Annotated in this window: 23 protein-coding genes; 14 read left to right on the top strand and 9 right to left on the bottom strand. The window is 57.8% G+C overall.

What is annotated here, in order from left to right; all coding sequences use genetic code 11:
* Positions 1–2: 2 nt before the first annotated feature.
* Positions 3–1,001, bottom strand: a complete 999-nt coding sequence (locus tag EDB95_RS15455) for a cytochrome D1 domain-containing protein (protein ID WP_133994704.1) — start codon at positions 999–1,001, stop codon at positions 3–5.
* 45 nt (positions 1,002–1,046) lie between these two features.
* Between EDB95_RS15455 and EDB95_RS15460 the strand changes: the two genes are divergently transcribed.
* Positions 1,047–1,691 carry an NADPH-dependent F420 reductase gene (locus EDB95_RS15460; protein WP_133994705.1) on the top strand — a complete coding sequence of 215 codons (645 nt, stop codon included), beginning with the start codon at positions 1,047–1,049 and terminating at the stop codon, positions 1,689–1,691.
* Positions 1,692–1,699: 8 nt separating this feature from the next.
* On the top strand, positions 1,700–4,657 hold the full coding sequence (locus EDB95_RS15465; protein WP_133994706.1) for a sensor histidine kinase: 2,958 nt from the start codon (positions 1,700–1,702) through the stop codon (positions 4,655–4,657).
* Here the strand turns inward: EDB95_RS15465 and EDB95_RS15470 are convergent.
* From EDB95_RS15470 to EDB95_RS15485, 4 genes are read right to left on the bottom strand one after another with little or no spacing between them, the layout of a single operon-like run.
* Entirely contained in the window at positions 4,654–5,484 is an 831-nt protein-coding gene (locus EDB95_RS15470) for an SOS response-associated peptidase (RefSeq protein ID WP_133994707.1), read from the bottom strand. The genes EDB95_RS15465 and EDB95_RS15470 overlap by 4 nt on opposite strands.
* 2 nt (positions 5,485–5,486) lie before the next feature.
* Positions 5,487–5,978 (bottom strand): hypothetical protein, encoded by a 492-nt coding sequence (locus EDB95_RS15475; protein WP_133994708.1) that lies wholly within the window; start codon positions 5,976–5,978, stop codon positions 5,487–5,489.
* Positions 5,979–5,980: 2 nt separating this feature from the next.
* Positions 5,981–7,255, bottom strand: coding sequence for a Y-family DNA polymerase (locus EDB95_RS15480; RefSeq protein ID WP_133994709.1), 1,275 nt, complete (start codon positions 7,253–7,255; stop codon positions 5,981–5,983).
* On the bottom strand, positions 7,249–7,665 hold the full coding sequence (locus tag EDB95_RS15485; RefSeq protein ID WP_133994710.1) for a LexA family protein: 417 nt from the start codon (positions 7,663–7,665) through the stop codon (positions 7,249–7,251). The genes EDB95_RS15480 and EDB95_RS15485 overlap by 7 nt, the downstream gene beginning before the upstream one ends.
* 35 nt (positions 7,666–7,700) lie before the next feature.
* On the opposite strand from EDB95_RS15485, the gene EDB95_RS15490 reads away from it, so the two are divergent.
* On the top strand, positions 7,701–8,144 hold the full coding sequence (locus EDB95_RS15490) for an SRPBCC family protein (protein ID WP_133994711.1): 444 nt from the start codon (positions 7,701–7,703) through the stop codon (positions 8,142–8,144).
* Positions 8,145–8,157: 13 nt separating this feature from the next.
* The gene (locus EDB95_RS15495) at positions 8,158–8,898 is read left to right on the top strand and encodes a hypothetical protein (RefSeq protein WP_133994712.1); all 741 of its coding nucleotides are present in this window, start codon (positions 8,158–8,160) and stop codon (positions 8,896–8,898) included.
* Here the strand turns inward: EDB95_RS15495 and EDB95_RS15500 are convergent.
* Complete coding sequence (locus tag EDB95_RS15500; protein WP_133994713.1) at positions 8,870–9,877, bottom strand: GlxA family transcriptional regulator; 1,008 nt, start codon at positions 9,875–9,877, stop codon at positions 8,870–8,872. The genes EDB95_RS15495 and EDB95_RS15500 overlap by 29 nt on opposite strands.
* 125 nt (positions 9,878–10,002) lie before the next feature.
* Between EDB95_RS15500 and EDB95_RS15505 the strand changes: the two genes are divergently transcribed.
* Positions 10,003–10,452 (top strand): SRPBCC family protein, encoded by a 450-nt coding sequence (locus tag EDB95_RS15505; protein ID WP_211352107.1) that lies wholly within the window; start codon positions 10,003–10,005, stop codon positions 10,450–10,452.
* Here EDB95_RS15505 and EDB95_RS15510 read toward each other — a convergent pair.
* The 3 genes from EDB95_RS15510 to EDB95_RS15520 all read right to left on the bottom strand — a co-directional run bounded on the left by EDB95_RS15510 (position 10,444) and on the right by EDB95_RS15520 (position 12,967).
* A complete protein-coding gene (locus tag EDB95_RS15510; protein ID WP_133994715.1) occupies positions 10,444–11,328 on the bottom strand; it encodes a dienelactone hydrolase family protein in 885 nt (294 codons plus the stop codon). The two genes, EDB95_RS15505 and EDB95_RS15510, sit on opposite strands and share 9 nt — an antisense overlap.
* Before the next feature lie 86 nt (positions 11,329–11,414).
* Positions 11,415–11,732 (bottom strand): hypothetical protein, encoded by a 318-nt coding sequence (locus EDB95_RS15515; protein WP_133994716.1) that lies wholly within the window; start codon positions 11,730–11,732, stop codon positions 11,415–11,417.
* Between the two features lie 71 nt (positions 11,733–11,803).
* Positions 11,804–12,967 carry an SDR family oxidoreductase gene (locus EDB95_RS15520; RefSeq protein WP_133994717.1) on the bottom strand — a complete coding sequence of 388 codons (1,164 nt, stop codon included), beginning with the start codon at positions 12,965–12,967 and terminating at the stop codon, positions 11,804–11,806.
* Positions 12,968–13,082: 115 nt separating this feature from the next.
* Here EDB95_RS15520 and EDB95_RS15525 point away from each other — a divergent pair, with 115 nt between their 5' ends.
* Genes EDB95_RS15525 through EDB95_RS15565 form a run of 9 tightly spaced genes read left to right on the top strand, consistent with a single transcriptional unit; the run spans position 13,083 to position 21,744 of the window.
* Positions 13,083–13,661 (top strand): Crp/Fnr family transcriptional regulator, encoded by a 579-nt coding sequence (locus tag EDB95_RS15525; protein WP_133994718.1) that lies wholly within the window; start codon positions 13,083–13,085, stop codon positions 13,659–13,661.
* Entirely contained in the window at positions 13,658–13,975 is a 318-nt protein-coding gene (locus EDB95_RS15530; RefSeq protein WP_133994719.1) for a hypothetical protein, read from the top strand. Before EDB95_RS15525 ends, EDB95_RS15530 begins: the two co-directional genes overlap by 4 nt.
* 18 nt (positions 13,976–13,993) lie before the next feature.
* Entirely contained in the window at positions 13,994–14,593 is a 600-nt protein-coding gene (locus EDB95_RS15535; protein ID WP_133994720.1) for a hypothetical protein, read from the top strand.
* Between the two features lie 35 nt (positions 14,594–14,628).
* On the top strand, positions 14,629–14,982 hold the full coding sequence (locus tag EDB95_RS15540) for a hypothetical protein (RefSeq protein WP_133994721.1): 354 nt from the start codon (positions 14,629–14,631) through the stop codon (positions 14,980–14,982).
* Between the two features lie 48 nt (positions 14,983–15,030).
* Positions 15,031–15,543 carry a hypothetical protein gene (locus tag EDB95_RS15545; protein WP_133994722.1) on the top strand — a complete coding sequence of 171 codons (513 nt, stop codon included), beginning with the start codon at positions 15,031–15,033 and terminating at the stop codon, positions 15,541–15,543.
* Between the two features lie 46 nt (positions 15,544–15,589).
* Positions 15,590–18,832, top strand: coding sequence for a PKD domain-containing protein (locus tag EDB95_RS15550; RefSeq protein ID WP_133994723.1), 3,243 nt, complete (start codon positions 15,590–15,592; stop codon positions 18,830–18,832).
* Between the two features lie 20 nt (positions 18,833–18,852).
* Positions 18,853–19,368: a type VI secretion system tube protein TssD gene (tssD, locus tag EDB95_RS15555; protein ID WP_133994724.1), complete on the top strand. Its 516-nt coding sequence runs from the start codon at positions 18,853–18,855 to the stop codon at positions 19,366–19,368.
* Positions 19,369–19,394: 26 nt separating this feature from the next.
* On the top strand, positions 19,395–20,888 hold the full coding sequence (locus EDB95_RS15560; RefSeq protein WP_133994725.1) for an endo-1,3-alpha-glucanase family glycosylhydrolase: 1,494 nt from the start codon (positions 19,395–19,397) through the stop codon (positions 20,886–20,888).
* Positions 20,889–20,892: 4 nt separating this feature from the next.
* The gene (locus EDB95_RS15565; protein ID WP_133994726.1) at positions 20,893–21,744 is read left to right on the top strand and encodes an aldo/keto reductase; all 852 of its coding nucleotides are present in this window, start codon (positions 20,893–20,895) and stop codon (positions 21,742–21,744) included.

The raw sequence follows: 21,744 nt of genomic DNA on the forward strand, positions 1-21,744 counted from the left end.
GATTAGTGATTGACCCAGGCAAGCCCATCCGGCCCGCCGCCGACATCGATATGGCCGGTGACCGCCAGGGTCTTCAGGTCGACGACCGCGAGATAGTTATCCGGCGTACACCCAATAAACGCCCGTGCACCGTCGGGAGACACCAGGATCCCGGCGGCGCCGTGGCCTATAGGGATATGTTTAATGTCCTTGTGGGTGGCCACGTCATACACGACAAGGTCTCCGTTCCTGAGGCTGGTGATCAGGGCGCGGGTGCCGTCGGGGGTAAACTGTAACCGGTTGGCGCCTTGAACATGGGCATCGATGGTGGCTGTGACCTTACGGGTCGCCAGGTCGATGATATAGATCTTGCCGTCTTCGGCGGACGCGGTCCATAACTGTTGGCCCGTCACGTCGAAGCCTTCGCAGCCCCGGGAGACGGGGATGAGGGTTTGGGTCCAGGTGTGGCGCGGTGCGCCGCCGCCGCCGTTCGGAGGCGGCCCGCCGGGTCCCTGCATCAGCGTTTCCTCCAGGACGCTGACCGTCCCCGAAGACACATTCGTGGTATATATCGTCTTCGCGCCGGGCGCGACAGCCACCATATGCGTCCTATCCTGCCCCGTCCCCATGGCCCAGTCAAACGCCCCGGTCGCGGGGTCAAGCCGGACCACGCACTTCGAGCCCTCGGCCGTAAACCACAACTTGCCGTCTGCGAAGTCGAGCCCATGCGGCCCGAAAAAAGGTTTTGTATCGATGGGAGGCAAAGCCTTTTGCGCGGCCAGGTCGATGACATCGATTTCGTGAAGACTGCCACCCCCATAGATGGAGACATACGCCGTCCGGCCGTCAGAGGAAGCGATCACCTCGTGCGGATCGGCACCCACCGGTACTTTGGCGAGGACCTTTAGCGAGACGGGGTCCACGATGGCCAGGGTATGGTCATTTTTGGAGAGCGCGAGCAGTTGCGCAAACGACGTGTACGAAATACACGATAAAAGCATGGAGAAAACGATGTTTTTCATAACGGGCCAATTTAGCTCTATTTTTAATGCCAAAACGCTATATCTATGAAAGTAGGAATCCTGGGATCGGCCGAAGTGGGGCAAGCCCTTGGCCGTGGTTTTCTGGCGGAAGGGTTCGAGGTCATGCTCGGTTCCCGCAATACGGAGAAGGAAGAACTCGTTGAATGGAGGGAGGCGCATCCCGGCGGGTTGACCGGGACTTTTGCAGAGACGGCGGCCTTCGGAGATCTGCTGGTGCTGGCCTGTCCCGGGTGGGCGGTGGAACAGGTGGTGGCGCTGGCGGGTGCGCCGAACTTCAAAGGCAAAGTCGTCATCGACGTGACCAATCCCACTGCGCCGGAAGCACCGGTGGACGGGGTCCTGAAATTTATTACGACCCTGGACGATTCGTTGATGGAACGGACGCAGCGGTTGTTGCCGGAGGCCCGCCTGGTGAAAGCCTTTAACAGTGTCGGGAACTATTCGATGTACAGACCGGCGTTTGCCGGGGGGCCGCCCTCCATGTTTATCTGTGGCAACGATCCGGCGGCGAGGCAAACGGTGGCGGACATCGTCACCCGTTTTGGCTGGGAGACCGAGGACATGGGGGTCGCGGCGGCGGCCCGCGCCATCGAACCCTTGTGTATGTTGTGGTGCATCCCGGGATTCCTGAAGAACGACTGGGTGCATGCTTTTAAAGTATTGAGGTAAATATCCGTATGCCGAAATGGGCGCTGAGCCTTATCATTTTATTGTGTCTCCAGGAAGCCCGCGGGCAGGACCTGGATTACAACGTCGTTCAGTACAACAGCGAAAACGGCTTGCCCGAGAACAGCGTCAACGACTTGTTGCTGGACAGGAACCGGTACCTGTGGATTGCCACCCAGTACGGTCTGGCGCGTTTTGACGGGCAGCATTTCCGGGTGTACAATACGTCGAATACGCCGGTGTTGAAAAGCAACCGGGTCACCGTTCTTTTTGAAACAAAGGACCACCGGATCCTTATTCCATCGACGTTTGGGGATTCGGTCCTTTACGAAGTGACGCGGGACTATGTCATCCGGAAAGATACCACGGGGGCTCGGCTGAAAAGAACGGTGGTGAACGACCATTCCACCGGTGTTTTTGATTTCGCCGGGATGCCCGTCTCTTTGGCGCGCGGTCATCCAAAATGGATCATCAACGAACACGAGGCGGTGGTGGCGCAGGGGCACGATTATTTTTACCTCAATAATCAGACCGGCGCCATAACGTTATTGCCGGCAGTTGCAAACGCCCGCGCATGCGTGATCGGGGACCTGTTCGTACTGGTGCGGCCGGACGGGGCCGCCAATGGTTTTCAAAATGGCCGGCCGGTCCCGCTCACCGCGGACTCCTTGGCCAAAGCCGTTTTCCGCGGGACCGAAGACTGGCCCGATGCCCGCTTTTTTATCAACATTAAAGGCGGCCGCTCCATCGTCAGGCGCAACAACGATATATACGATTTGCGGATCGCGGGAGGCCGGTTGACTGCAAAGCGCTTATTCCGGAACCTTTCTTTCCTGCAAAACATGGCGGAGTATACGCTCCAGTACGACAGCACCGAGGAAAGGCTTTTTATCGGGACGTTGAACGCCGGTCTTTGGGTCGTCACCCGGCACCAGTTCCATACCTATGCGTTCACCACCTCCGACGCGAACAACAACATCTTTGAAGCCTTTCAATGGCTGCCGGGCCGGGGATTTTTTACCAGCAGGGGGATCCTGGGGCCTGGGGAAAGCCGTCCGTCCACGGCACCGGATTTGCCAAACTGGAGTTGCTTTTACAAGTCGCCGGACGGCGCGCTCTGGTATACCAGGGGCAAACACTTGTACCGCTATGACCTGCATACCCGCCGGGAAACCGAGCCGGATACGATGAAGCTGGACGACTGCGTGGTGTCCATGACCGGTTCGTGGATAGCGACCCGGCACAGCCTGCTGGTCATGGGCCAAAACGGGTTGCGTTTTGTGCTGAAGCGCGCATTTGAAGCGCATCATATCGAGATCATCGCGGACATATCGCCGACGGTACTATGGATCGGCACGACCAATGGTCTTTATGCATTCGACAAGGAAGCGGGCACCCTGGAAAACGTCCTGCCTAAGGTCGACGCCCGTTGTATCTATAAGGCGCGGGACGGGAGCCTGTGGGTCGGTACGTATGGGCAGGGGTATTATAAATACTGGAAAGGGCTTTTCCGCGCCCTTCCGCTGGACCCGGAGCACTACCTGGAGGCGGCCCATGCTTTCCTGGAAGACCACGAGGGGTATTTCTGGATCAGCACGAACCACGGTCTTTTCCGGATCCGGAAGGCGGAATTGGACAGCGCCGCCTGTGGGGTGGGTTACCGGCCGCTGATGTATTATTTCGACAAGTCGTGCGGCTTCCGGACCAACGAATTCAACGGCGGCTGTCAGCCCGCGGTGGTAGAGGACGGCGCCGGTCACGCCTTTTTCCCGTCGATGAACGGGATCGTGGGGTTTACCCCGGACAGCTGCCGCGCGGAAATGGCCGGAGGGCCTTTGCTCGTCGACGGCATGACGGTGGATTCGGTGGCACTGGATTGTAGGAAAAATAATAAGATCGGCGCCGACTTCAACCGGATCGTCGTGCAGGTGTCGACCCCGTTTTATGGGGCGCCGGAAAACCTGCACGAGGAGTACCGCCTGGTGGGGGATACCTGGTTCCCGGTGAGCAGCGACGGTTCGATCGTCATCAACAAGCTCCCCTACGGGGCGTACACCCTTTCCATCCGGAAGTGGAACGGGTACCGGTTTGACAAGGTCCACGTGGTGTTCCGCGTCTTGCCGCACTGGTATGACGAGCCCCTGGTCTGGGTGGTGGTGCTCGTGGTCCTTTTTATCGTCATCCTGTACATGCGGTACCGGTTCTGGCGGTTGCAAAACCTCCGGTTGCAACGCAAGGTCGCCGAGCGGACCTTTGACCTGGAACGGAGCACGCTGATCAAAAACAACCTGATCTCTGTTATCATGCACGACCTGCGGTCGCCCCTCCACGCCCAGGACCTGCTGATTAAAACGCTCTACCGTCAATACCAGCGCGCGGGGGGTGGCGACCTGACTTATATCCTCGGGGAGCTCCAGACCTCCAGCCGGAACGTGGTCCAGTTTACCTCGGACTTCCTGGTATGGTACCACAGCCAGCAAACGGGTTTTTCGCTCATGCTGGAGCGCGTCACGCTCCAGCCCTTTGTGGCACAGATCCTGGATTTCCACCAGGCGGCCGCTGTACAGAAAGGGATCGTCCTTGGACAGGACATCGATCCCACGCTGACGCTGTGGACCGACCCCCACCTGCTCGCCATCGTGCTCCGGAACATCGTGGACAATGCTGTTAAGTATACGGCCAGGGGGAGCGTCCGCGTACACGCGTCCGTGTCCGGGACCGATGTGCGCATCCGGGTCGCCGACACGGGGAAGGGCATGTCACCGGAGGTGCTGACGGCGCTGGTGTCCGGAGACACGGAGCTGGTGTCCGGCGACGCGGCGCCCAAGATCAGCTCCAGCGGCGGCCACTTTCTGGGGTATCGTTTTATCCGGGATTTTATCGGTCAGCTCGGGGGCGACATCGCCATTGAAAGCGCGTACGGCAAGGGGACGACGGTGACCGTCGTGTTGCCGCTGAGACCGGCTTAGTCGTCTTCCACCGGGTTCCCTTCCCCCAGGGGAGGTTCCCCCCAGGCCCACGCGGCGTCTTTGCGCAGCCCGTCGGGTCGCGGTTTCCGGCCGCGGATGGTAAAGACCGTCCGGTAGTCGAGGTCGCTGAAGGGTATCTCCGTATCGAGGATGGCCCGGTATTCTTCTTCTGTCAGGTCGGCGTCCAGCCAGCGCTTCGACTTGTCGAAAGGCAGAAACAGCGGCATCCGGTATTTGTTGTCCCCGTGGTTGTGGATGTTCTCCATCCCATCGTTGGCCTTGCGGGTGATCAGCGTAAAGGTCCAGACGTCCACGACCTCGCCCGTGTCGGGGTCCGGGAGCCGGGCCACCGAATACAAACCGGGCAGGAAGAATGTTTTTTGCGTTTTCGGCCAGATAAGGTAGGGGACCATGTTTGGCCAGCCCGTGATCTTGCGGTGTTCGTAGATCCCGGTGACGGGGATCAGACAGCGCCGGTTCCGGATCTGGTACCAATACGACTTCTTGTCGTCCAGGATCCGCTCGCTCCGTGCGTTCAGGAAGTTGTTCCGCCGTTTGGAAAGGTCCTTGTAAAACGCCTTGACGTCCGGGTTTTTCTCCAGCTTTTTGCCCGCATAATATTCGATCACGGCCCAGCTCATGCGCCGGAGGTGCGGCCGGGTCTCGTCCTTCGGGACATAGATGATCGGCCAATCAGGGTAGACAAAGTTCCCCATGGCGTGGACCATGCTGTCGTAATCCAGTTCCAGCTGTTCGTCATACACGAGGTCGGGGAAATAGTCCTGCAGGGTTTCTATGGTGGAGGTGAAGGAGATATCGTAACACATGGCTACATTCTTTCGATGTCCGCAAAAGGAATTTTTATCTCATGCGCGTGGTAGCGTAAGGTAATAAAAATCTCCCCGAACTGGACGAAAAGGTTGCTCCGGATTTCGTCCCCGCGGCGGGGATCCCAGGTCAGTTTTTGCGAGACATACCGCCGGATCTGGTGTTCGACGCCGGGGCCCGGGTCCCAGGGCACCCGAAGGATCGGCACAAAGACCGGGTAGCCCCGGACACCGCCCGCCGCGGTATGCAACCGGGCGAGGTGCTCCGGTTTGGGCGTCTCGTAAAGAAACGCATAAGGGTCGGTCGCGATCGCCTGGAAGTGGATCTGCGCCTGGTTGATGTTGTCGTAATGGGTGAGCAGGAGCGCCGCCTTCAACCCCTCCTGGAAGGGATCCTTCCCCCGCGGGTACGACTGCCGCACGAACCAGTAGTGGTGCGTCTCCAGCAGGCGTTGCAGCAACCGTGCGTCCAGTCTTGTAAAGGGATTGAGCATGGCTAATGGCGAATGGTTAGGATTTCATCCAACCGGGTGGTAAACCGGCGGGACAGGTGGGCCTGGCGCAACCGGAACTTCCGGTCGAACCCCTGCGCCCCCAGGCGGACCAGGTCCTTCCCCAGGGCGCGGTTGAGCTGGTCCATGGCCTGCATGGCCTTCCGATGCCGCGGGCTTTCCGCGTCCGCAAAAAGGCTGTGCTGGACCTGGGAATCGGGCACCAGGTCCAGCACGGCGACCCCGCACTTGCTGTACGCATACCCCGGACGGTAAAGGATGTCCAGGGCGCCGAGGGCATGGGCAATCAGGCGCCCGCTGTGGTTCGTCGCCACCGGCAATTCCAGGGTGATGGACTGGTAGTACTGCTGGTCCTCCGGCCGGTGGGCGTTGGTCCGGAGAAACACCTGGAGCCGGGTGGCGCTGCTGTGCTGCCGGCGCAGCTTTTCCCCGACGCTCGCGGTGTAGCTGGCCAGCGCTTCCGAGATGTCTTCCTTGCGGGTGAGGGGGCGGCCGAAGCCGCGGGCGGTGCAGATGTTTTTCTTGCGCGACGCAGCTGCGGTCCCTCCGGCGTGCGGCCCCTCTGTGCCCTCCCAGGCGATCGCCTGCCGCCCATTGAGCTCCGCCAGCATCCGCTGACCCACCACCGTCAGGTGCTTGCGCATCCACTCCTCGGGGACCTGCGCCAGGTCATACGCGCTGCGGATATGGTATCGCGTGAGCGTCTTGGTGTGCTGCGGGCCGATCCCCCAGACCTGGCTGACCTCGGTGGCTTTTAAAAGGGCGATCCGCGCGTCGTCGCCGGTCACGACGTGGACGCCCTTTTTAAGCTTTTTGGCGTAGCGGTTGGCCATCTTTGCAAGGGTCTTGGTGGGGGCGATACCGACGCTCACGGGGATGCCCTGGTTGCGGAGCACGCTGCGCCGGATCTCGCATCCCGTTTGCTCCAGGTTATGGTAAGGAAAATGATGAAAATCCAGGAACGCCTCGTCTATGCTGTACACCTCCATGCGCGGGCAAAACGTAGACAACGTCGCCATGACCCTCCGGCTCATATCCCCATACAACGCATAGTTCGAGCTAAACACCACGACCTCCGGGTTTTTCAGTTGAAAACCGGGCGCCCCCATCTCGATCCCCAGATCCTTTGCTTCCTGGCTCCGCGCAATCACACAACCGTCGTTGTTCGACAACACCACGACCGGCCGGTGATGGAGGGAGGGATCAAAGACCCGCTCGCAAGAGCAATAAAACGAATTACAGTCCACCAACGCTAGCATACATCCTTGAGGTTTTTGGGGTCGGAAATAACGTGCGTGACGACGCCCCAGATCCGGAAATCCATCCCTTCCACGATCTCGATTTCTTTATATTTGCTGTTCGCCGGCACCAGTTTTTGTTTGTGGTCGTTTACTTTCAGGTACTTAATCGTGAAGTCGCCGTTGACGCTGGCCACCACGATGTCGTTGTTTTTGGGCGTGATGGATTTATCCACCAGCAACATGGCGTTCGGCGGAATAAAAGCATTGATCATACTGTACCCCTGGCTCCGGACGACAAAGGTCGAATCCGGGTGGCTGACGAGGTCATTGAGGTTGATCCGCTCCTCCATATAGTCCTCGGCAGGGGAGGGGAACCCGGTGGGTATCGTGCCGGGAAACACGGGTAGCAAAAGCACAGGCAGTTCCATAGAACAAATGTATTGCTAAAAAATTTAGTAAGTATATGGACGCTAAAAATTTTACCACCACCATCTTGGTGAATACTAAAGACACCAATGCGGTGTACGACGCCATCAACCACGTCCGCGACTGGTGGACGGGTGAGATCGAAGGCGGCACCTTCGCTCTTGGCGATGAATTCATCTACCGTTACGGGGACCTCCACTACAGCAAACACAAGCTCGTAGAAATGATCCCCGGCCGGAAAATCGTCTGGCAGACCACCGACAGCCGGTTGAATTCCTTTAAAGACAAAACCGAATGGAACGGCACCACCATCACTTTTGACATCACGCCAAAGGACGGCCAGACCGAAGTCCGTTTTACCCATGCGGGCCTCGTTCCCGCGTTCGAATGCTATGGCGATTGTTCCGGCGCCTGGACGGGTTTTATACAAAAAAGCCTGCGCAGCTTTATCGAGACGGGGAAGGCGGAGCCTGCCTGGTAAAAACCCATTCATCATGTCCTGGTTACGACTTATGGAAGAGCATATCAAATCCGGAAAGAAGTCAAGAGTCCTTACGTTGATCGGAGAGATGTGGCCGGCTTACCTGATCGAAGTCCTCGTGATCATCCTGGGCATCACTATTACCCTTGCCCTGGAAGAGTGGAGGGACGTCAGCAGGGAAGAACGGCTGGCCTCCATCTACAACAAGAACCTCCAGACAGACATCGCGACGGATCTTCAAACGCTGCAATACACCACCGGCAACACCCGGGCCCTCATCGACCGGGGCAACGAGCTGCTCGCGTTCGCGGACGATCCGGAAAAGGCGCCGCTTTCCCCCGGGCGGCTCGACACCAACCTCCAGATGGTGCTGGGGCGGCCGGATTTTATTTCCAGCGACCCCACCTTCTCGGACCTGAAAAGCTCCGGGAACCTCCACCTGATAAAGGACATACGGTTGAAAAACCTTTTGTTTGCCTATTACAGCCTTGTGCAAAACATCAGGGAAGTGCAGGACGCAGAGCGCCAGGCCACCATTGTCATCTCCGCGCCTTATTTCCTCCACGCGTTCCCGCTGGGCACCGGGGCGGGCGCCGGGATGCCTCCCCGGCAACTGGCGGCATTGGCAAAGGACATCGGGTTTCGCAACAATGTCCTGCTGAGGGTCAGCAACCGGAAGGAGCTGCTGGAGGATTACGAGCGGGCGACGACGCTGGCTGGGCAGGTCAGGGACGCCCTGCGGGCAGGGGAGTAGGTGTAGCGCCGGAAGCATTGTACTTGCTCCTGTATTCCAGCGGCGACATCCCGGTGACCTTCCGGAACACATCGCGAAAGGCCTTTACATCCGAATAGCCCACGTCATACATCACCTCGTTGATGGTCTTGCGGCTGGTTTCGAAGGCCTTTTTGGCCGCCTCGATCTTGACCCTTTGGGTGTATTCCAGGGGCGTATTCCCGGTGGCCTTGATAAACCGTCGGTCGAAATTGCGGCGGCCGATGGCAAACCGGGAAGACAGGTGCTCGATGGAGACGCGCTCGTGCACGTTGTTTTCGATAAGGGCCTGGGCTTCCCGGATCATTTCGTCGCCGTGTTGTTTTTGCCCTTTGAAGATGATAAAGGCCGACTGGCTGTGGCGGTCCATTTCGATCTGGAAGACCTTGGCGCAATAGATCGCCGTGGGGCGGTCGTATTTCTTTTCGATCAGGTACAGCAACAGGTTAAGGAAAGAGTACGCGCCACCGTTGGTATAGATCCCGTTTTCGTCCGTGATCAGCCTGTCCGTTTGCAGGTCGATCCCCGGGAACATGCTCCGGAAGTGCTCCGCGACGCTCCAATGGGTCGAGCAGGTTTTTCCCTCCAGCAAACCCGCGGACGCCAATAGGAAAGTACCGGTACAAACGCTGGCGATCTCTGCTCCATTTTTGTATTGGCCGGCGATCCAGTCGATCAGCGCCTGGTTACCCTTAACCGCCGTCCGGTAGTTGTGGTTGAGCGAGGGGATGAGGACAAGGTCGGTCTTTGCGATAGCGGTGATCTGGGTGTGCGGCCGTACGGCAAACAAACCGTCTTCGTATTCCACTTCCTTCGACATACCCGCCACCTCTATCTTAAAAAGGTTTTTCCCTGTCTTTTCCTTCCAAAACAAATTGGCCCTGCTCCATATTTCGTAGGAGCCCGTAATGCTGCTGATGTTGTTTTGTCCGTCGGGGACGACGATCGTAAGGTGTTTCATGGCGACCGGTTTTGGCAAAGGTAGGTATTCGGGGGCGTCCAAATCCCCCCGTCGGAATGTCTGCTTTACCCCCCACGGGTCCGCGAAAGGGACAGTAATTTTGCCTTCATAAAATGAATAATGCCATGAACTTTACCACATCTATTGTCGTCGATCAACGTACGGACGAAACCCTCAGGGCCATCCAAAATATGCGTGGCTGGTGGTCGGAAGAGATCGAAGGCCGTACGGACAAAGTAGGGGACGTGTTCCACTACCACTACAAAGACGTCCACCGCTGCACCATGGAGTTGACGGAGCTCGTACCCGGCAAAAGGGTCGTCTGGCTGGTCACGGACAACGACTTTAATTTCGTGGAGGACAAAAGCGAATGGATCGGAACCCGGGTGATCTTTGATCTGTCCGATGAGGGCGGCAAGACCCTTATCCGCTTTACGCACGAGGGCCTGGTACCGGCTTACGAATGCTTCGAGGTTTGCCAGAATGCGTGGACGGGGTATATCAGCAAAAGCCTGCGCGATCTGATCGCCACAGGCAAGGGCGCGCCCAACCCGAAGGAGCCCGCGTCAGTCTAGGTACTGATGGAAGAACTCGACGGTCCGCTTCCACGCCAGCTCCGCCGCGGCCTTATCATACCGGGGCGTGGTATCGTTGTGAAACCCATGGTTCGCTCCCGGGTAAAAGTAGGCCGTATGCGCGATGTTGTTCGCCTTGAGCGCGCTGTCGTAAGCGGGCCAGCCTTCATTAACACGGGTATCCAGCTCGCCGTAGTGGAGCTGGAGCGGGGCCTTGATCTGGGAGACGAGGTCCGCCGGGGGCTGGGGGCCGTAAAAAGGTACGGCGGCCGCCAGGTCGGGGAGCCGGACCGCCATCATGTTGGCAATCCATCCGCCAAAGCAAAAACCCACGACGCCCACCTTGCCGTTGCAGTCCGGCTGGTGCTTCAGGTAGTCGTAGGCGGCGATAAAATCCTCCAGCATTTCATTCCTGTCGCGTTTGGCCTGTAACTCGCGGCCCTTGTCGTCATCGCCGGGGTAGCCACCCAGGGGCGTCAGCGCGTCGGGGGCGATGGTCACAAACCCCGCCAGCGCCGCCCGCCGGGCGACGTCTTCGATATAGGGGTTCAACCCCCGGTTTTCGTGGACGACGACGATACCGCCCAGCTTTTTGCCCGCGTCGACCGGCTTGGACAACAGGGCCTTGATCTGGCCGCCGCCCTTGGGGGAATTGTACATCACGTAGACCGAATGCAGACGGGGATCGTCCGCCTTCACCTGGAGGGTGTTTTGGTAGTCCGGCATCAGAAAGCTCATCAGGGTGGGCACGGTGAGGCTCCCCACCGCATACACCGAGAGCTTTTCCATGAAATCGCGCCGGTTGATCCGGTTGTGCGCGTAATCATCATACAGGTCGAATACTTCCTGTTGAATGTCTTCTTTTTTAAGGGTCATAAGGAGGTGTTTTATGGGGGAAAAAAGATGCCCGCGTTTTCGGCGGGCATCTGAAGTGAGTTTATCGCAAGATCGTTCGTTCGGGACTAGTGGGTGTCCTGGTAAAGACGGAAATACAGTGCCTTCCTCAGGGAAATGTACGCCTGCTTCAGGTCGGCTTCTGCCTGTGCCTTTTTCCCGCCGAAGTCATCCGGGGCGTCGTGCAGGGCCTTCATCGAATTTTCGATGTCGTGCATGGCCTTGGCGATGTTCGGGTGCTTGGCTTCTTCGGCGCGCATGAGCTGTCTTTCGTTAGGGGCCGGGGGCCTGTTCCCAACGATCACGTCGATGTCGATGCGTACCTGGGCAAAGGAGATCACGGATGCCATCATAAGGATGGAGAAGAAAAACAGAACCTTTTTCATTGTGGATTTTGATTTTAAAGAAAAAAATGGTTTAGGCGGTAAGATAAAGCATTTAAACTATTTGATGTAGTTTAATTTTTTGTTACGCCATGCCGGTTATCCAGGGCATACGCGAGGAGTTTATCGAAGTTCCCGGCGTCGACCGCAGGGGCAGTTGGCTCCCCCGCGCCGGGTACCGCAAACTCCATGGGCGCCGACGTGATGTAAGGCGTGAAGATAGCCCCCACCGTTTTGTAATACATCGTTTCCAACTCGTTGAGCTCCATCAGGGGCGGTTCTGCCACGTGTTGCATGCCCTCCATACCGATGGCGGTTGTCATCGCGGGAATATAGCAGTCGTGTTTGGTTTCGCCCGTATTGACCAGGTGGAAACTATCGGTGCCGGTTGGGTGCAGCGTCAGCCGGTACATGGCCTTTGCCGCATAATCGGCCGGTACAATGTTCAGACCGCTCTCGGGGTTATAGGCGACCCGGCAGGGCATAAAGGCGGTTTTGTCAAGGTCGTTTTCCTTGTACATCCGTTCCTTGCACCGGAGGAAAAAAAACATCCACGCATAAAACACATCGAACTTAGAAACCGCCCCGATTTCCTTTTCGATCAGACGGCCGCAGATCGTCGAGGGCCTGAAGAAGGTCGCTTTGATGCCATGGCGCCGCGTAAACCGCCGCACCGAAACCTCCGCCTCCAGCTTTGACAGTTCGTAAGGGTTTCTGAAAGACTGGTCGAAGTTGATATAGTCCGGCTCGATCCTGCCGGTGGTGTCACCGCAGGCATACGCCGAACCTGTATAAATAAAGTGCGCCACCCGTATCCGCCGGGCCAGGTCCAGCACCTTGTGCGTCCCGTCCACGTTGACCGACCAAAGCTTCTTTTTCACAGCTTCCGAACTGCGGAAGTCCGTGTGCGCGGCCACATGGAAAAAGAAGTCCACCCCCTGTTGCTGCAACCACTGTTCGTCCGCGCCGATATAGCTCTCCAGGTCGAAATGGAGACAATGGATGACCGCGCCGAGCGCGTCCAAAAGGCCCTTTTGTTCGCCTTTGTCCAGGGACAAATAGTTCATGCCGTCCGTCCCTATGATCTCGAAGATCCGCTGGGCGAGACCAGCCCTGCCCAACACAAAGATCTTGATCCGTGTCAGGTCGTCCAGGTGTTGTTTGATGATCTCGAACAGGAGGTTCCGGCCCAAAAGGCCCGTGGCGCCGGTCAGCATGTAGTGCAGCGTCTTTTTCATGGGAATGGATGTTGATGTGGCTACAACATAGCCATAATTTGCATCAGCCTCCGTCGCCACCGCTATACGACAGGGATCGTCGGTTTACTACGCTTTTTTTTATTAATTTTCCTATATGTTCGACGTTTTTGCAAAGCACATGAAAGGTCGCCTGACGACCAACGAACTCAGGCAATTAGAGGCGCGCGCCACCTTCAAAAAATTGCGCCGCCGGCAGGTGCTGCTCCAGGAAGGGGAGATCGGCCAACACAAAGTATTTGTGACCAAGGGCCTGTTAAGGGCCTTCTTCTTAGCCGACGACGGCACCGAGCACATCCTTCGTTTTGCCGCCGAAAACACCTGGATTGCCGACCACGAAAGCTACCACAAAGGCACCCCCGCCAAATACAACATCGACGCGCTGGAAGATTCGGAACTCCTCCTCTGGGCCCGGAAAGACATGCGCGAGCTCATGGACACCATCCCCGCCCTCCAGGCCTATACCAACAGCCTCATGGCGGGCGTCATGGACCAGCTCGTCCACCGCAACCTCATGAACATCAGCTATACGTCCGAGGCCAAATACGAGGATTTCATCAAGACCTACCCCGACATCTTCCAACGGGTGCCCCTGCACATGGTGGCCTCCTTCCTGGGGGTGTCACGGGAGACGCTCACCAGGATCAGGCATGCGTCGCCATTGAAACACTCATGAGCGCGCGATGGACCTGGATCCTTCTTGTCGTCCCCTTGCTGACGGGGGCCCGCTTGCAGGTGTCGCCCGCCATCGCCAGCTATGTCGTTGACCCCTGGACACGTCTTCAGGGATCGCCGAATGTCAATATCCGGAACGGGGTAGGCATCCTGCCCGGCAACAAACTTCTTTTTGCGATCTCCCGGGAGCCCGTCAATTTTTATGATTTTGCCGCCTTTTTTAAAGCACAAGGGTGCCGGTATGCGCCGGAACAACAATGGGAACAGACCGATGGGGATTTTGGTGTCATTATAGCGTCGTCCGTTTCAGAATAACCTTTTAATATCGATGCCATGGCATGGAATCAATACTACGTATTCGTAAAGAACCCCCGGCAAACCGACCTGTCGGAAATCCTTCGTGCGCTAGACCTCCAGGAGTACAAGCCCTCCGCCGAAGTGGACTTATACGCCGCGAACAAAGCGAAGACGCTGTTTGCCGGTTTTTACAACGGGTCCCTGCTTTTTGCACACCCCAAGCTTCCGTATGCCTTTTTTGGCTTGGATACCACCGACACGGAAAGACGTTTTACAACGATCTTTCCGGATTCGGACATCGCCGCACTGGTCATCAACGAGTCGGTCAATGGCTTTGGCTATGCCCTGATCACCGGTGGCCGGAAGATACGGGTGAAAGACGGCGCCGATGGAGAAATTTACCACGATATGGGAGACCTGTTGCCGGAGGAAAAAGAGGTGCTGTCCGAGGAGATCTATACGAAGGAAGAGCTGGAGGATATGAAAAGCGACGGCATGTCGAAAGAGGAAATTCAAAGTCGGGTTCAGTTCGAAGCCAGCTTTCGGGTTCCTAACCGGTTGACCAGGCGCTTCCTGGGAGAGACGGTCTTGAAGGTCGATGGCGAGAAGGTAAAACTGACTATGTATAGCAAATAAGAAGTGTTATTTTGACAGAGCAAAATAACCCTGCTATGAAAAAGATATACCAAATCGCCTTCCTCGCGGTCGCCGTTCTTTTATTGACTTCCGCGACACCTGCGCACAAACAAATCCTCGTAAACGTTTACGCCGCCAATGGCATCAATTGGCCGGGTACGCTGAACATCGTCGGTGGACTGGACGAAGGTTTTCCACCCACGAGCTACACGTATATGGGCCAGATCGCCGCCGGCACGTATACGGTGACCCTTTCGATCAGCGGGCCACTCGTCAGCCGCACCTACATGCTCACCGGCGAGCCCACGCAGGTGAGCAGCAGCGGGTCGGTTACGTGGACCAATGTGTCTATTACGGGGACGACGGTGGCGAGTGTTTATGTAAATTAGGGAGTATCCGGAGATAATTGTTATCTTGGTTGACCATTATCCTCCACTATGCCCTCTGTTCGCCTGCAGTTGCCTCTCTTTACCTCACGCCCCTTTATCAGGAACCTGTATACCCAGGACATTGACGTGCCGGATTCGATCCCCTGCACGAGGGAGAGCTTTGAACAAAGTGAAACGTTTGTCCTCGAAGCCATCGACTGGCTGGAGACGACGCCGGTCAGCCAAAAGACGGAGCGGAGGAAGTTGCTGGAAGCATATATGACCGCATGGCTGACCCAATCGCCTACGGTCAACATCGATCTGAATGCCAAGATCATGCCCTATAATAAAAAGAACCTGGAATTGGTGATGGTGTTTATGAGCGGCTGGACCCGGTATGCTTTGCAGCACGACTATACGAGGGACCCGGTGCCGTGTAACCTGGCGGGGTTGAGGAGCGTGATCAAAGTGTACAACGCCAATGTAGGGCGCGGCATCAGGAAGGACAAGGCGGTGGAACACCTGGTGGACCTGGAGCGGAAGGGGATGCTGGAGGACTACGTAAGGTTACGCTTGCAATAGTCTGTCTATATGTATATATTTACCGGGTCCCCCGAAAATTAACCTGGTGAAGCATTTTGCTTACATTTTCCTGGCTCTGTCCGGCTACGCCCTTCCGCATACGGCGGTGGGCGGGGCGCCCCCCACACTCAGCAGCACCCTTACCCCGGGTCCCGTTTGTAGCGGGAGCGCGTTTTTGTATGTGCCGTCGAGCAGCAGTGCGCAGGTAGGGTATACGTGGAGCCGGGCGGCCGTTCCGGGGATTGCGAATCCGGCGGCGACGGGGGAGGGGGCGATCGACGAAACCCTGGTCAATACGACGTCGCTGCCCATTACAGTGTCCTATCAGTATACTTTGTATTCCCAGGGGGTGACGAACACACAAACGGTACAGGTGGTGGTCAATCCGTCGCCCACGGTGGGGTTTACGGTGAGCGATCCGATACCTTGTACGGGGTCGCAGTATATATTCACGAATACGTCGTCGATCGGGAGCGGTACATTGACCTATCAATGGGCCTTTGGGGACGGGAACACGTCTACGCTGACCAATCCCAGCGATTTTTATACGACGGGTGCCGGGGTCTATACGGCGACGCTGGTCGCAACGAGCAGCGCGGGTTGCCAGGCGTCGGCGTCGAGAAACGTGACGGTGAATGCGCTGCCGTTTGCGGACTTTACGCTGGCCGTTACCGGCAGCCCTGCCTTTACCGAATGGACCATCGATTATACCAATACCTCCCAGGGGGGAACGGCCTACCAGTGGGACTTTAACGGCGTGACCCAGAACCAGGCGCCGCCGACGAACCAGACGCAGTATACGTTTATGTTGCCGTATTTCCAGTTGGGCTCCCAGCTTACGGTGACCAATGCAGCGGGGTGTTCCCAGGCGGCCTCACAGAGCTTTTTTGCCCCAGGGGATAACTATGGCCCGAACAGCGAATTTTTTATCGGGACGGCACCGGGCGCGAACAATACGGACCGGGGCTGCCAGGGTGTTACCCTTTACTTTACCAATACCAGCACGGTACCGCCCAACCAGGTCTATACGTGGAATTATAGCGATGGCGGGGCGGACCAAGGCCTGAACATGACGACAGCGCAGCACACGTTTACAACTCCGGGTACCTGGCTCGTCACAGAAACGGAGGCCAGTCCCGGCGGGGGGCTGACCGCTTCATGGACGTACCGGACGGTCAATATTTACCCGGCCGCCACGCCCCCGACGTTCTCGCCGGGTATCGCCGGCGGCACGCTTTTGTTGTGCCCGGGACAAAGCACGGAGCCCTACAGCTTCGGCAACGCAAAGGAAGGGATGTCTTTCGCCTGGACGACGACCGGGGGCGCCACGGGAGCACCCGCGAGCGGGAACGGGGCCTTTTTGCCGGCCTTTACCGCGGCGGCGAATGTCAGCAATGCGCCGGTATCCTCGACGGTCAAGGTGACGGAAACGTCGCCGTATGGGTGCGGCACGGCTTCCTCCAACATCGTCGTGACGGTCAATCCCACCCCGGTGTTTACGGGCGCGTATGCGGCGCAGAACGTGTGCAGCGGTGCTACCGTCAACGGGTATACGCTGAGCGCCACCCCGGCCGGTGCGACCTATTCCTGGACCAATTCGGACCCCGTGACGGGGCTTGCGGCAACCGGCAGCGGGAACGTTCCTGCGTTTACCGGGACGACCTACGCGCCTGCCCCCGAGACGTCAACCGTCACGTTGAAAGCAACGAATAACGGCTGTAGCGCCACCACGGCGTATACGTTTACGGTACGGCCGTCACCGGACCTGTCGACCACGCTGGCGCCCGCGGCTGTTTGTAGCGGGACGCCGTTTGTATATACACCCCAAAGCACGACCACGGGCGTGACCTATAACTGGAGCAGGGCGGCAGTGCCGGGGATCTCGAACCCGGGTAACCTGGGCGCGGGGAACGTAAACGAGACACTGGTAAACACGACGGCGAACCCGGTCACAGCCGTCTATGCGTATACGTTGCAGGCGGGGGGATGCCCGAATACACAGGACGTAGACCTCGTCGTGAATCCGCTCCCGGACGTCCTTTTGCCGGCGGGGGCTGCGCAAACCGTGTGCAGCGGGGCGATGACGAATGCGGTACCGTTGACGGGCGATGTCACCGGAACCGTGTTTAACTGGACCAACAGCAATCCGGCGATCGGCCTGGCGGCGTCGGGCACCGGAACCATTCCGGGTTTTACTGCCGGGAATGCGGGTACGGGGAATATCCAGATCACGGCGCAACGCCCCGCGGGATGCGTCATGGCCGCGCCTGCCGGCTTTACGTTTACCGTGAACCCCCTACAGGCGCCCACGGTAACGGCGCCCTCGGGGACCCTTCTTTGCCCGGGGGATTCGGTGGCCCTGGTGGCAAGCGGCGCCCCGTCTTACCAGTGGTATGACAACGGGCAGCCCGTCAACGGGGCGGTGACGGATACGTACGACGCCTACCAGACGGGATCTTTTACGGTGACGGCGATCACCGCCCAGGGGTGCAGGGATTCAAGCGCGCCGGCGGAAGTCGTGACCCTGATACCGCAACCCATTATGGGCTTTCTTGACGTTTCGCCCGTGTGTACGGGTCAGGCAGTGTCCTTTACCAATGCCACGACCGAACCCGGGGGGACCATTCCGCTGACCTGGTGGTGGCACGACGATGCAGGCAATACCAGCACGTTCTCCTCGCCTTCTTTTACCTATCCCAATGCCGGGTCGTATACGGTTACCCTGGTGGCTACACCGGGGGGCTGTGCCACCCGTGAGGATTCCATAGCAAAAGTCGTGGTGGTGACGCCGCCGGCAAACGGGGTAACCCTGCCGGTGGTTACGACCGAAACCGGTGTGGCGACGCAGCTCGATGCCCGGAACTTTGGCAACGTCATCTATTTGTGGACACCGCCCACCGGTCTTTCCAATCCCCAGATCGAAGACCCGGTCGCGACCCTTGCGTCTTCACAGCAATACCTGATCACGATGACCCTGCCTTCGGGTTGTTCGACGACGGATACCCTCGAAGTGGAAGTCTTCCCCAAGGGGGTGGTCTATATCCCCAAAGCGTTTACACCTAACGGTGACGGGGTAAACGACCTTTTTGTCATTGCGGGGATCAACAACTATCCGGGGTCCTCGCTGACGGTGTATAACAGATGGGGCAAACAGGTGTATTTCGCCTCCAGTTATGCAAATGACTGGAACGGCGCGGGCCTGGAGCAGGGCGCTTACATCTATGTGCTGCGGCTGAATACGGGCAACGGGATCCGGATCTTTAAGGGGACGGTGGTGTTGATACGATGAGTCACTAATTTCTTATCTATATGCGGAAAATCTACTGTTTTCTTTTGCTGTTGCTGGCCACCACCGTCGTAACGGCACAGACACTCCCCGTCATCGCTTATGTGACGATCCAGGGCAATAAGCAGGGGACCTTCAAAGGGGGGCGGATCGAATGCGTTGGCTTTAGCTATGGTATATCGCAACCCATGGACGTGGGGACCGGTATGGTCACCGGCAAGCGTCAGCATACCCCTATCGTCATCGTCAAACGCCTGGACGCTTCTTCCCCACAGCTTTTGCAGGCCGCCTCTTCCAATGAATCGCTCAAAACGGTGACGATCGAATTCTCCCGGCCGGGTGAAGGGAAAGCCTTTCAAACCATCAAGCTGACCAATGCCTCGGTCGTGAAGATCAACCAATACGGGGGCACGGCTTCTCCCGAAAAGTTGCTGCCCAACGGCAACGTCCTGGAAGAAATCAGTTTTAGCTTTCAAAAGATCGAGGTCACGAACGTAGACGGGAAAACGTCAGCGTCGGATGATTGGAATGTCCGATAGACATTTGTCCGTATCTTCAAAGCAAGATGGACCGGAAAGAATTTCTCTACAAGATAGGTATAGGCGTTGCCGCATGGATGATCCCTTCGTTTTGGAATGATCCCTACCCTTGGGATGAAGTCCTGGCGGTGGCGCGCGCATTCGTTGCCAAAGAATCGCCCGACACCGTTTGGCCCTTTGAACGGGAAACGTCGACGGACAAGAAGGTATTCCTGCACTACTTCACCCCTTTTCCTTTATCCTTCGACAACAAACCCACGGACCAGGACTATTACCGGCGTCAGTACATGGAGCGACAGGGAGAGAACGGAAAGTTTCAGCACGTCGGCGGCTACCTGCGCGAGCGGCCGTTGGGCGCGGGCACCTTGGACGGGCCGCACTGGCAGGGTACGAACATGGCCATTGACGTCCTGCGGGCGCAGGCCCTGGGGGCTGATGGCTTCGGGGTGGACTTGCAACAACTGGACCAAGGCCGCTATTGGGACAGTGTGACGGCGCTGTTGGGCGCGGCGCAGGCTTCCAAAACGGGGTTTAGCATCCTGATCGAACCGGATACGGATATTTTAAAGGCGGTGGGCCCCGATCACCTCGTGACGACGCTCACCCAACTCGCACAATCCAAGGCGGCCTACCGGTTGCAGGACGGACGCCTGCTCCTGGCGCCTTTTGCCCCGGAAGAGCAGCCGGTCACGTTTTGGCAGGAAGTTCTAGATGGGTTGCGCAAGGCCGGTGTACCGGCTGCACTGTTGCCGGTGTTTAACAACCTGCGGCTGCACGCCAAGGATTTTGCGCCCGTCAGCTACGGCATGTCGGAATGGGGTAACCGCGACCCGGCGGGTGTCGACGGCGACGCCGCCATCCGGGTCTGGCAACAGCTAAAGGGACCGGACGCGATCTGGATGGAGCCGGTCGCACCCCAGGATATGCGGCCCAAAGTCTCGATTTTCTGGGAGGCTTCGAATACCGACCTTTTCCGGCATAGCTGGATGAAAGCGATCCGGGAAGGGGCGCAATACGCCCACGTGGTCACCTGGAATGATTATTCCGAAGCCACGGAAATCGAGCCGTCGAGCGGTACCCAGTTTCTTTTCTACGACCTGTCGGCTTACTATATCCAGTGGTTCAAAACCGGCAGGGAACCCCGGATCACCCGGGATACGATCTACTACTGTCACCGGCGCGATATTTTCCAACCCGGTAAGCCGCCGCTGCCGGACGACAAGCCTTTGAAACTGCTGGGCACGGGGATGATTCAAAACCAGGTGGAGATGATCGCGCTGCTGACGCAACCAGCCTTTTTGGAAATCCACCAGGGGAGCCAGGTCCGGAGCGTGCGGGCCGGCGCCGGTCTTACCGTTCTAAAGGCCCCTGCCTGTCTTGGCCGCCCTTTGTTCCGGATCGTGAGGGACAACGCCGTGGTCGTCGAAAAAGCCAGCGACTGGGAGATCATGGCGCAAACCACCGCCGAAGATCCTTTGTATGTAGGCGGGGGCAGTAATCGCCCGTTTGTCGTAGCTTAGGTGCATGCAACACGTAGTACTAAACAACGGCGTCGAAATGCCCGTCCTGGGTTTTGGCGTCTACCAGGTCAAGGACCTGGAGGAGTGCGAGCGAAGCGTATACGACGCCATCAACGTCGGCTACCGCCTGATCGATACGGCGGCGTCCTATGGCAACGAAACCGCCGTGGGAAAGGCCATCCGGAAAAGCGAGGTGGCCAGAAAGGATCTTTTTATCACCACCAAACTGTGGGTGCAGGATACCGGGTACGACGCCACCAAAAGGGCCTTTGACCGGGGCATGACGCGGTTACAACTGGATTATCTTGACCTCTTCCTGATCCACCAACCCTACGGTGACGTCTTTGGTTCCTGGAAGGCGATGGAGGAGCTCTATAAAGACGGCCGGGTGCGCGCGATCGGCGTCAGCAATTTTTATCCCGACCGGCTGCTCGACCTTATCCTGCGCAACGAGGTCGTGCCCGCCGTCAACCAGGTCGAAACCCATCCCTTCCACCAGCAACAGGAGGCGCAGCAACTCATGACCCGGTATAAAGTCCAGATGGAATCCTGGGGCCCTTTTGCGGAGGGCAAAAACAACATTTTCCAAAACGAGCTGTTGCGCTCCATTGCTTCCCGTTACAGCAAGACCATTGCCCAGGTCATCCTGCGCTGGCTGCACCAGCGGGGGATCGTGGCTATCCCCAAAACGGTCCGCATAGAACGCATGATCGAGAACATGGACATCTTCGATTTTCAGCTGGACCCCGTGGATATGGAAGCCATTGCTTCCCTGGATACGAAGGCGAGTTGTTTTTTTGACCACCGGGATCCGGAGATCGTGGCGTGGATGGCGAGCAGGAAGTTGGATACATAA

This window comes from Dinghuibacter silviterrae (assembly GCF_004366355.1).
GTDB lineage: Bacteria > Bacteroidota > Bacteroidia > Chitinophagales > Chitinophagaceae > Dinghuibacter > Dinghuibacter silviterrae.

What these genes read in the sequence shown, in the direction of transcription:
- EDB95_RS15455 (WP_133994704.1), bottom strand. Translation starts at nt 1,001, where the DNA reads ATGAAAAACATCGTTTTCTCCATGCTTTTATCGTGTATTTCGTACACG.
- EDB95_RS15460 (WP_133994705.1), top strand. Translation starts at nt 1,047, where the DNA reads ATGAAAGTAGGAATCCTGGGATCGGCCGAAGTGGGGCAAGCCCTTGGC.
- EDB95_RS15465 (WP_133994706.1), top strand. Translation starts at nt 1,700, where the DNA reads ATGCCGAAATGGGCGCTGAGCCTTATCATTTTATTGTGTCTCCAGGAA.
- EDB95_RS15470 (WP_133994707.1), bottom strand. Translation starts at nt 5,484, where the DNA reads ATGTGTTACGATATCTCCTTCACCTCCACCATAGAAACCCTGCAGGAC.
- EDB95_RS15475 (WP_133994708.1), bottom strand. Translation starts at nt 5,978, where the DNA reads ATGCTCAATCCCTTTACAAGACTGGACGCACGGTTGCTGCAACGCCTG.
- EDB95_RS15480 (WP_133994709.1), bottom strand. Translation starts at nt 7,255, where the DNA reads ATGCTAGCGTTGGTGGACTGTAATTCGTTTTATTGCTCTTGCGAGCGG.
- EDB95_RS15485 (WP_133994710.1), bottom strand. Translation starts at nt 7,665, where the DNA reads ATGGAACTGCCTGTGCTTTTGCTACCCGTGTTTCCCGGCACGATACCC.
- EDB95_RS15490 (WP_133994711.1), top strand. Translation starts at nt 7,701, where the DNA reads ATGGACGCTAAAAATTTTACCACCACCATCTTGGTGAATACTAAAGAC.
- EDB95_RS15495 (WP_133994712.1), top strand. Translation starts at nt 8,158, where the DNA reads ATGTCCTGGTTACGACTTATGGAAGAGCATATCAAATCCGGAAAGAAG.
- EDB95_RS15500 (WP_133994713.1), bottom strand. Translation starts at nt 9,877, where the DNA reads ATGAAACACCTTACGATCGTCGTCCCCGACGGACAAAACAACATCAGC.
- EDB95_RS15505 (WP_211352107.1), top strand. Translation starts at nt 10,003, where the DNA reads ATGAACTTTACCACATCTATTGTCGTCGATCAACGTACGGACGAAACC.
- EDB95_RS15510 (WP_133994715.1), bottom strand. Translation starts at nt 11,328, where the DNA reads ATGACCCTTAAAAAAGAAGACATTCAACAGGAAGTATTCGACCTGTAT.
- EDB95_RS15515 (WP_133994716.1), bottom strand. Translation starts at nt 11,732, where the DNA reads ATGAAAAAGGTTCTGTTTTTCTTCTCCATCCTTATGATGGCATCCGTG.
- EDB95_RS15520 (WP_133994717.1), bottom strand. Translation starts at nt 12,967, where the DNA reads ATGAAAAAGACGCTGCACTACATGCTGACCGGCGCCACGGGCCTTTTG.
- EDB95_RS15525 (WP_133994718.1), top strand. Translation starts at nt 13,083, where the DNA reads ATGTTCGACGTTTTTGCAAAGCACATGAAAGGTCGCCTGACGACCAAC.
- EDB95_RS15530 (WP_133994719.1), top strand. Translation starts at nt 13,658, where the DNA reads ATGAGCGCGCGATGGACCTGGATCCTTCTTGTCGTCCCCTTGCTGACG.
- EDB95_RS15535 (WP_133994720.1), top strand. Translation starts at nt 13,994, where the DNA reads ATGGCATGGAATCAATACTACGTATTCGTAAAGAACCCCCGGCAAACC.
- EDB95_RS15540 (WP_133994721.1), top strand. Translation starts at nt 14,629, where the DNA reads ATGAAAAAGATATACCAAATCGCCTTCCTCGCGGTCGCCGTTCTTTTA.
- EDB95_RS15545 (WP_133994722.1), top strand. Translation starts at nt 15,031, where the DNA reads ATGCCCTCTGTTCGCCTGCAGTTGCCTCTCTTTACCTCACGCCCCTTT.
- tssD (WP_133994724.1), top strand. Translation starts at nt 18,853, where the DNA reads ATGCGGAAAATCTACTGTTTTCTTTTGCTGTTGCTGGCCACCACCGTC.
- EDB95_RS15560 (WP_133994725.1), top strand. Translation starts at nt 19,395, where the DNA reads ATGGACCGGAAAGAATTTCTCTACAAGATAGGTATAGGCGTTGCCGCA.
- EDB95_RS15565 (WP_133994726.1), top strand. Translation starts at nt 20,893, where the DNA reads ATGCAACACGTAGTACTAAACAACGGCGTCGAAATGCCCGTCCTGGGT.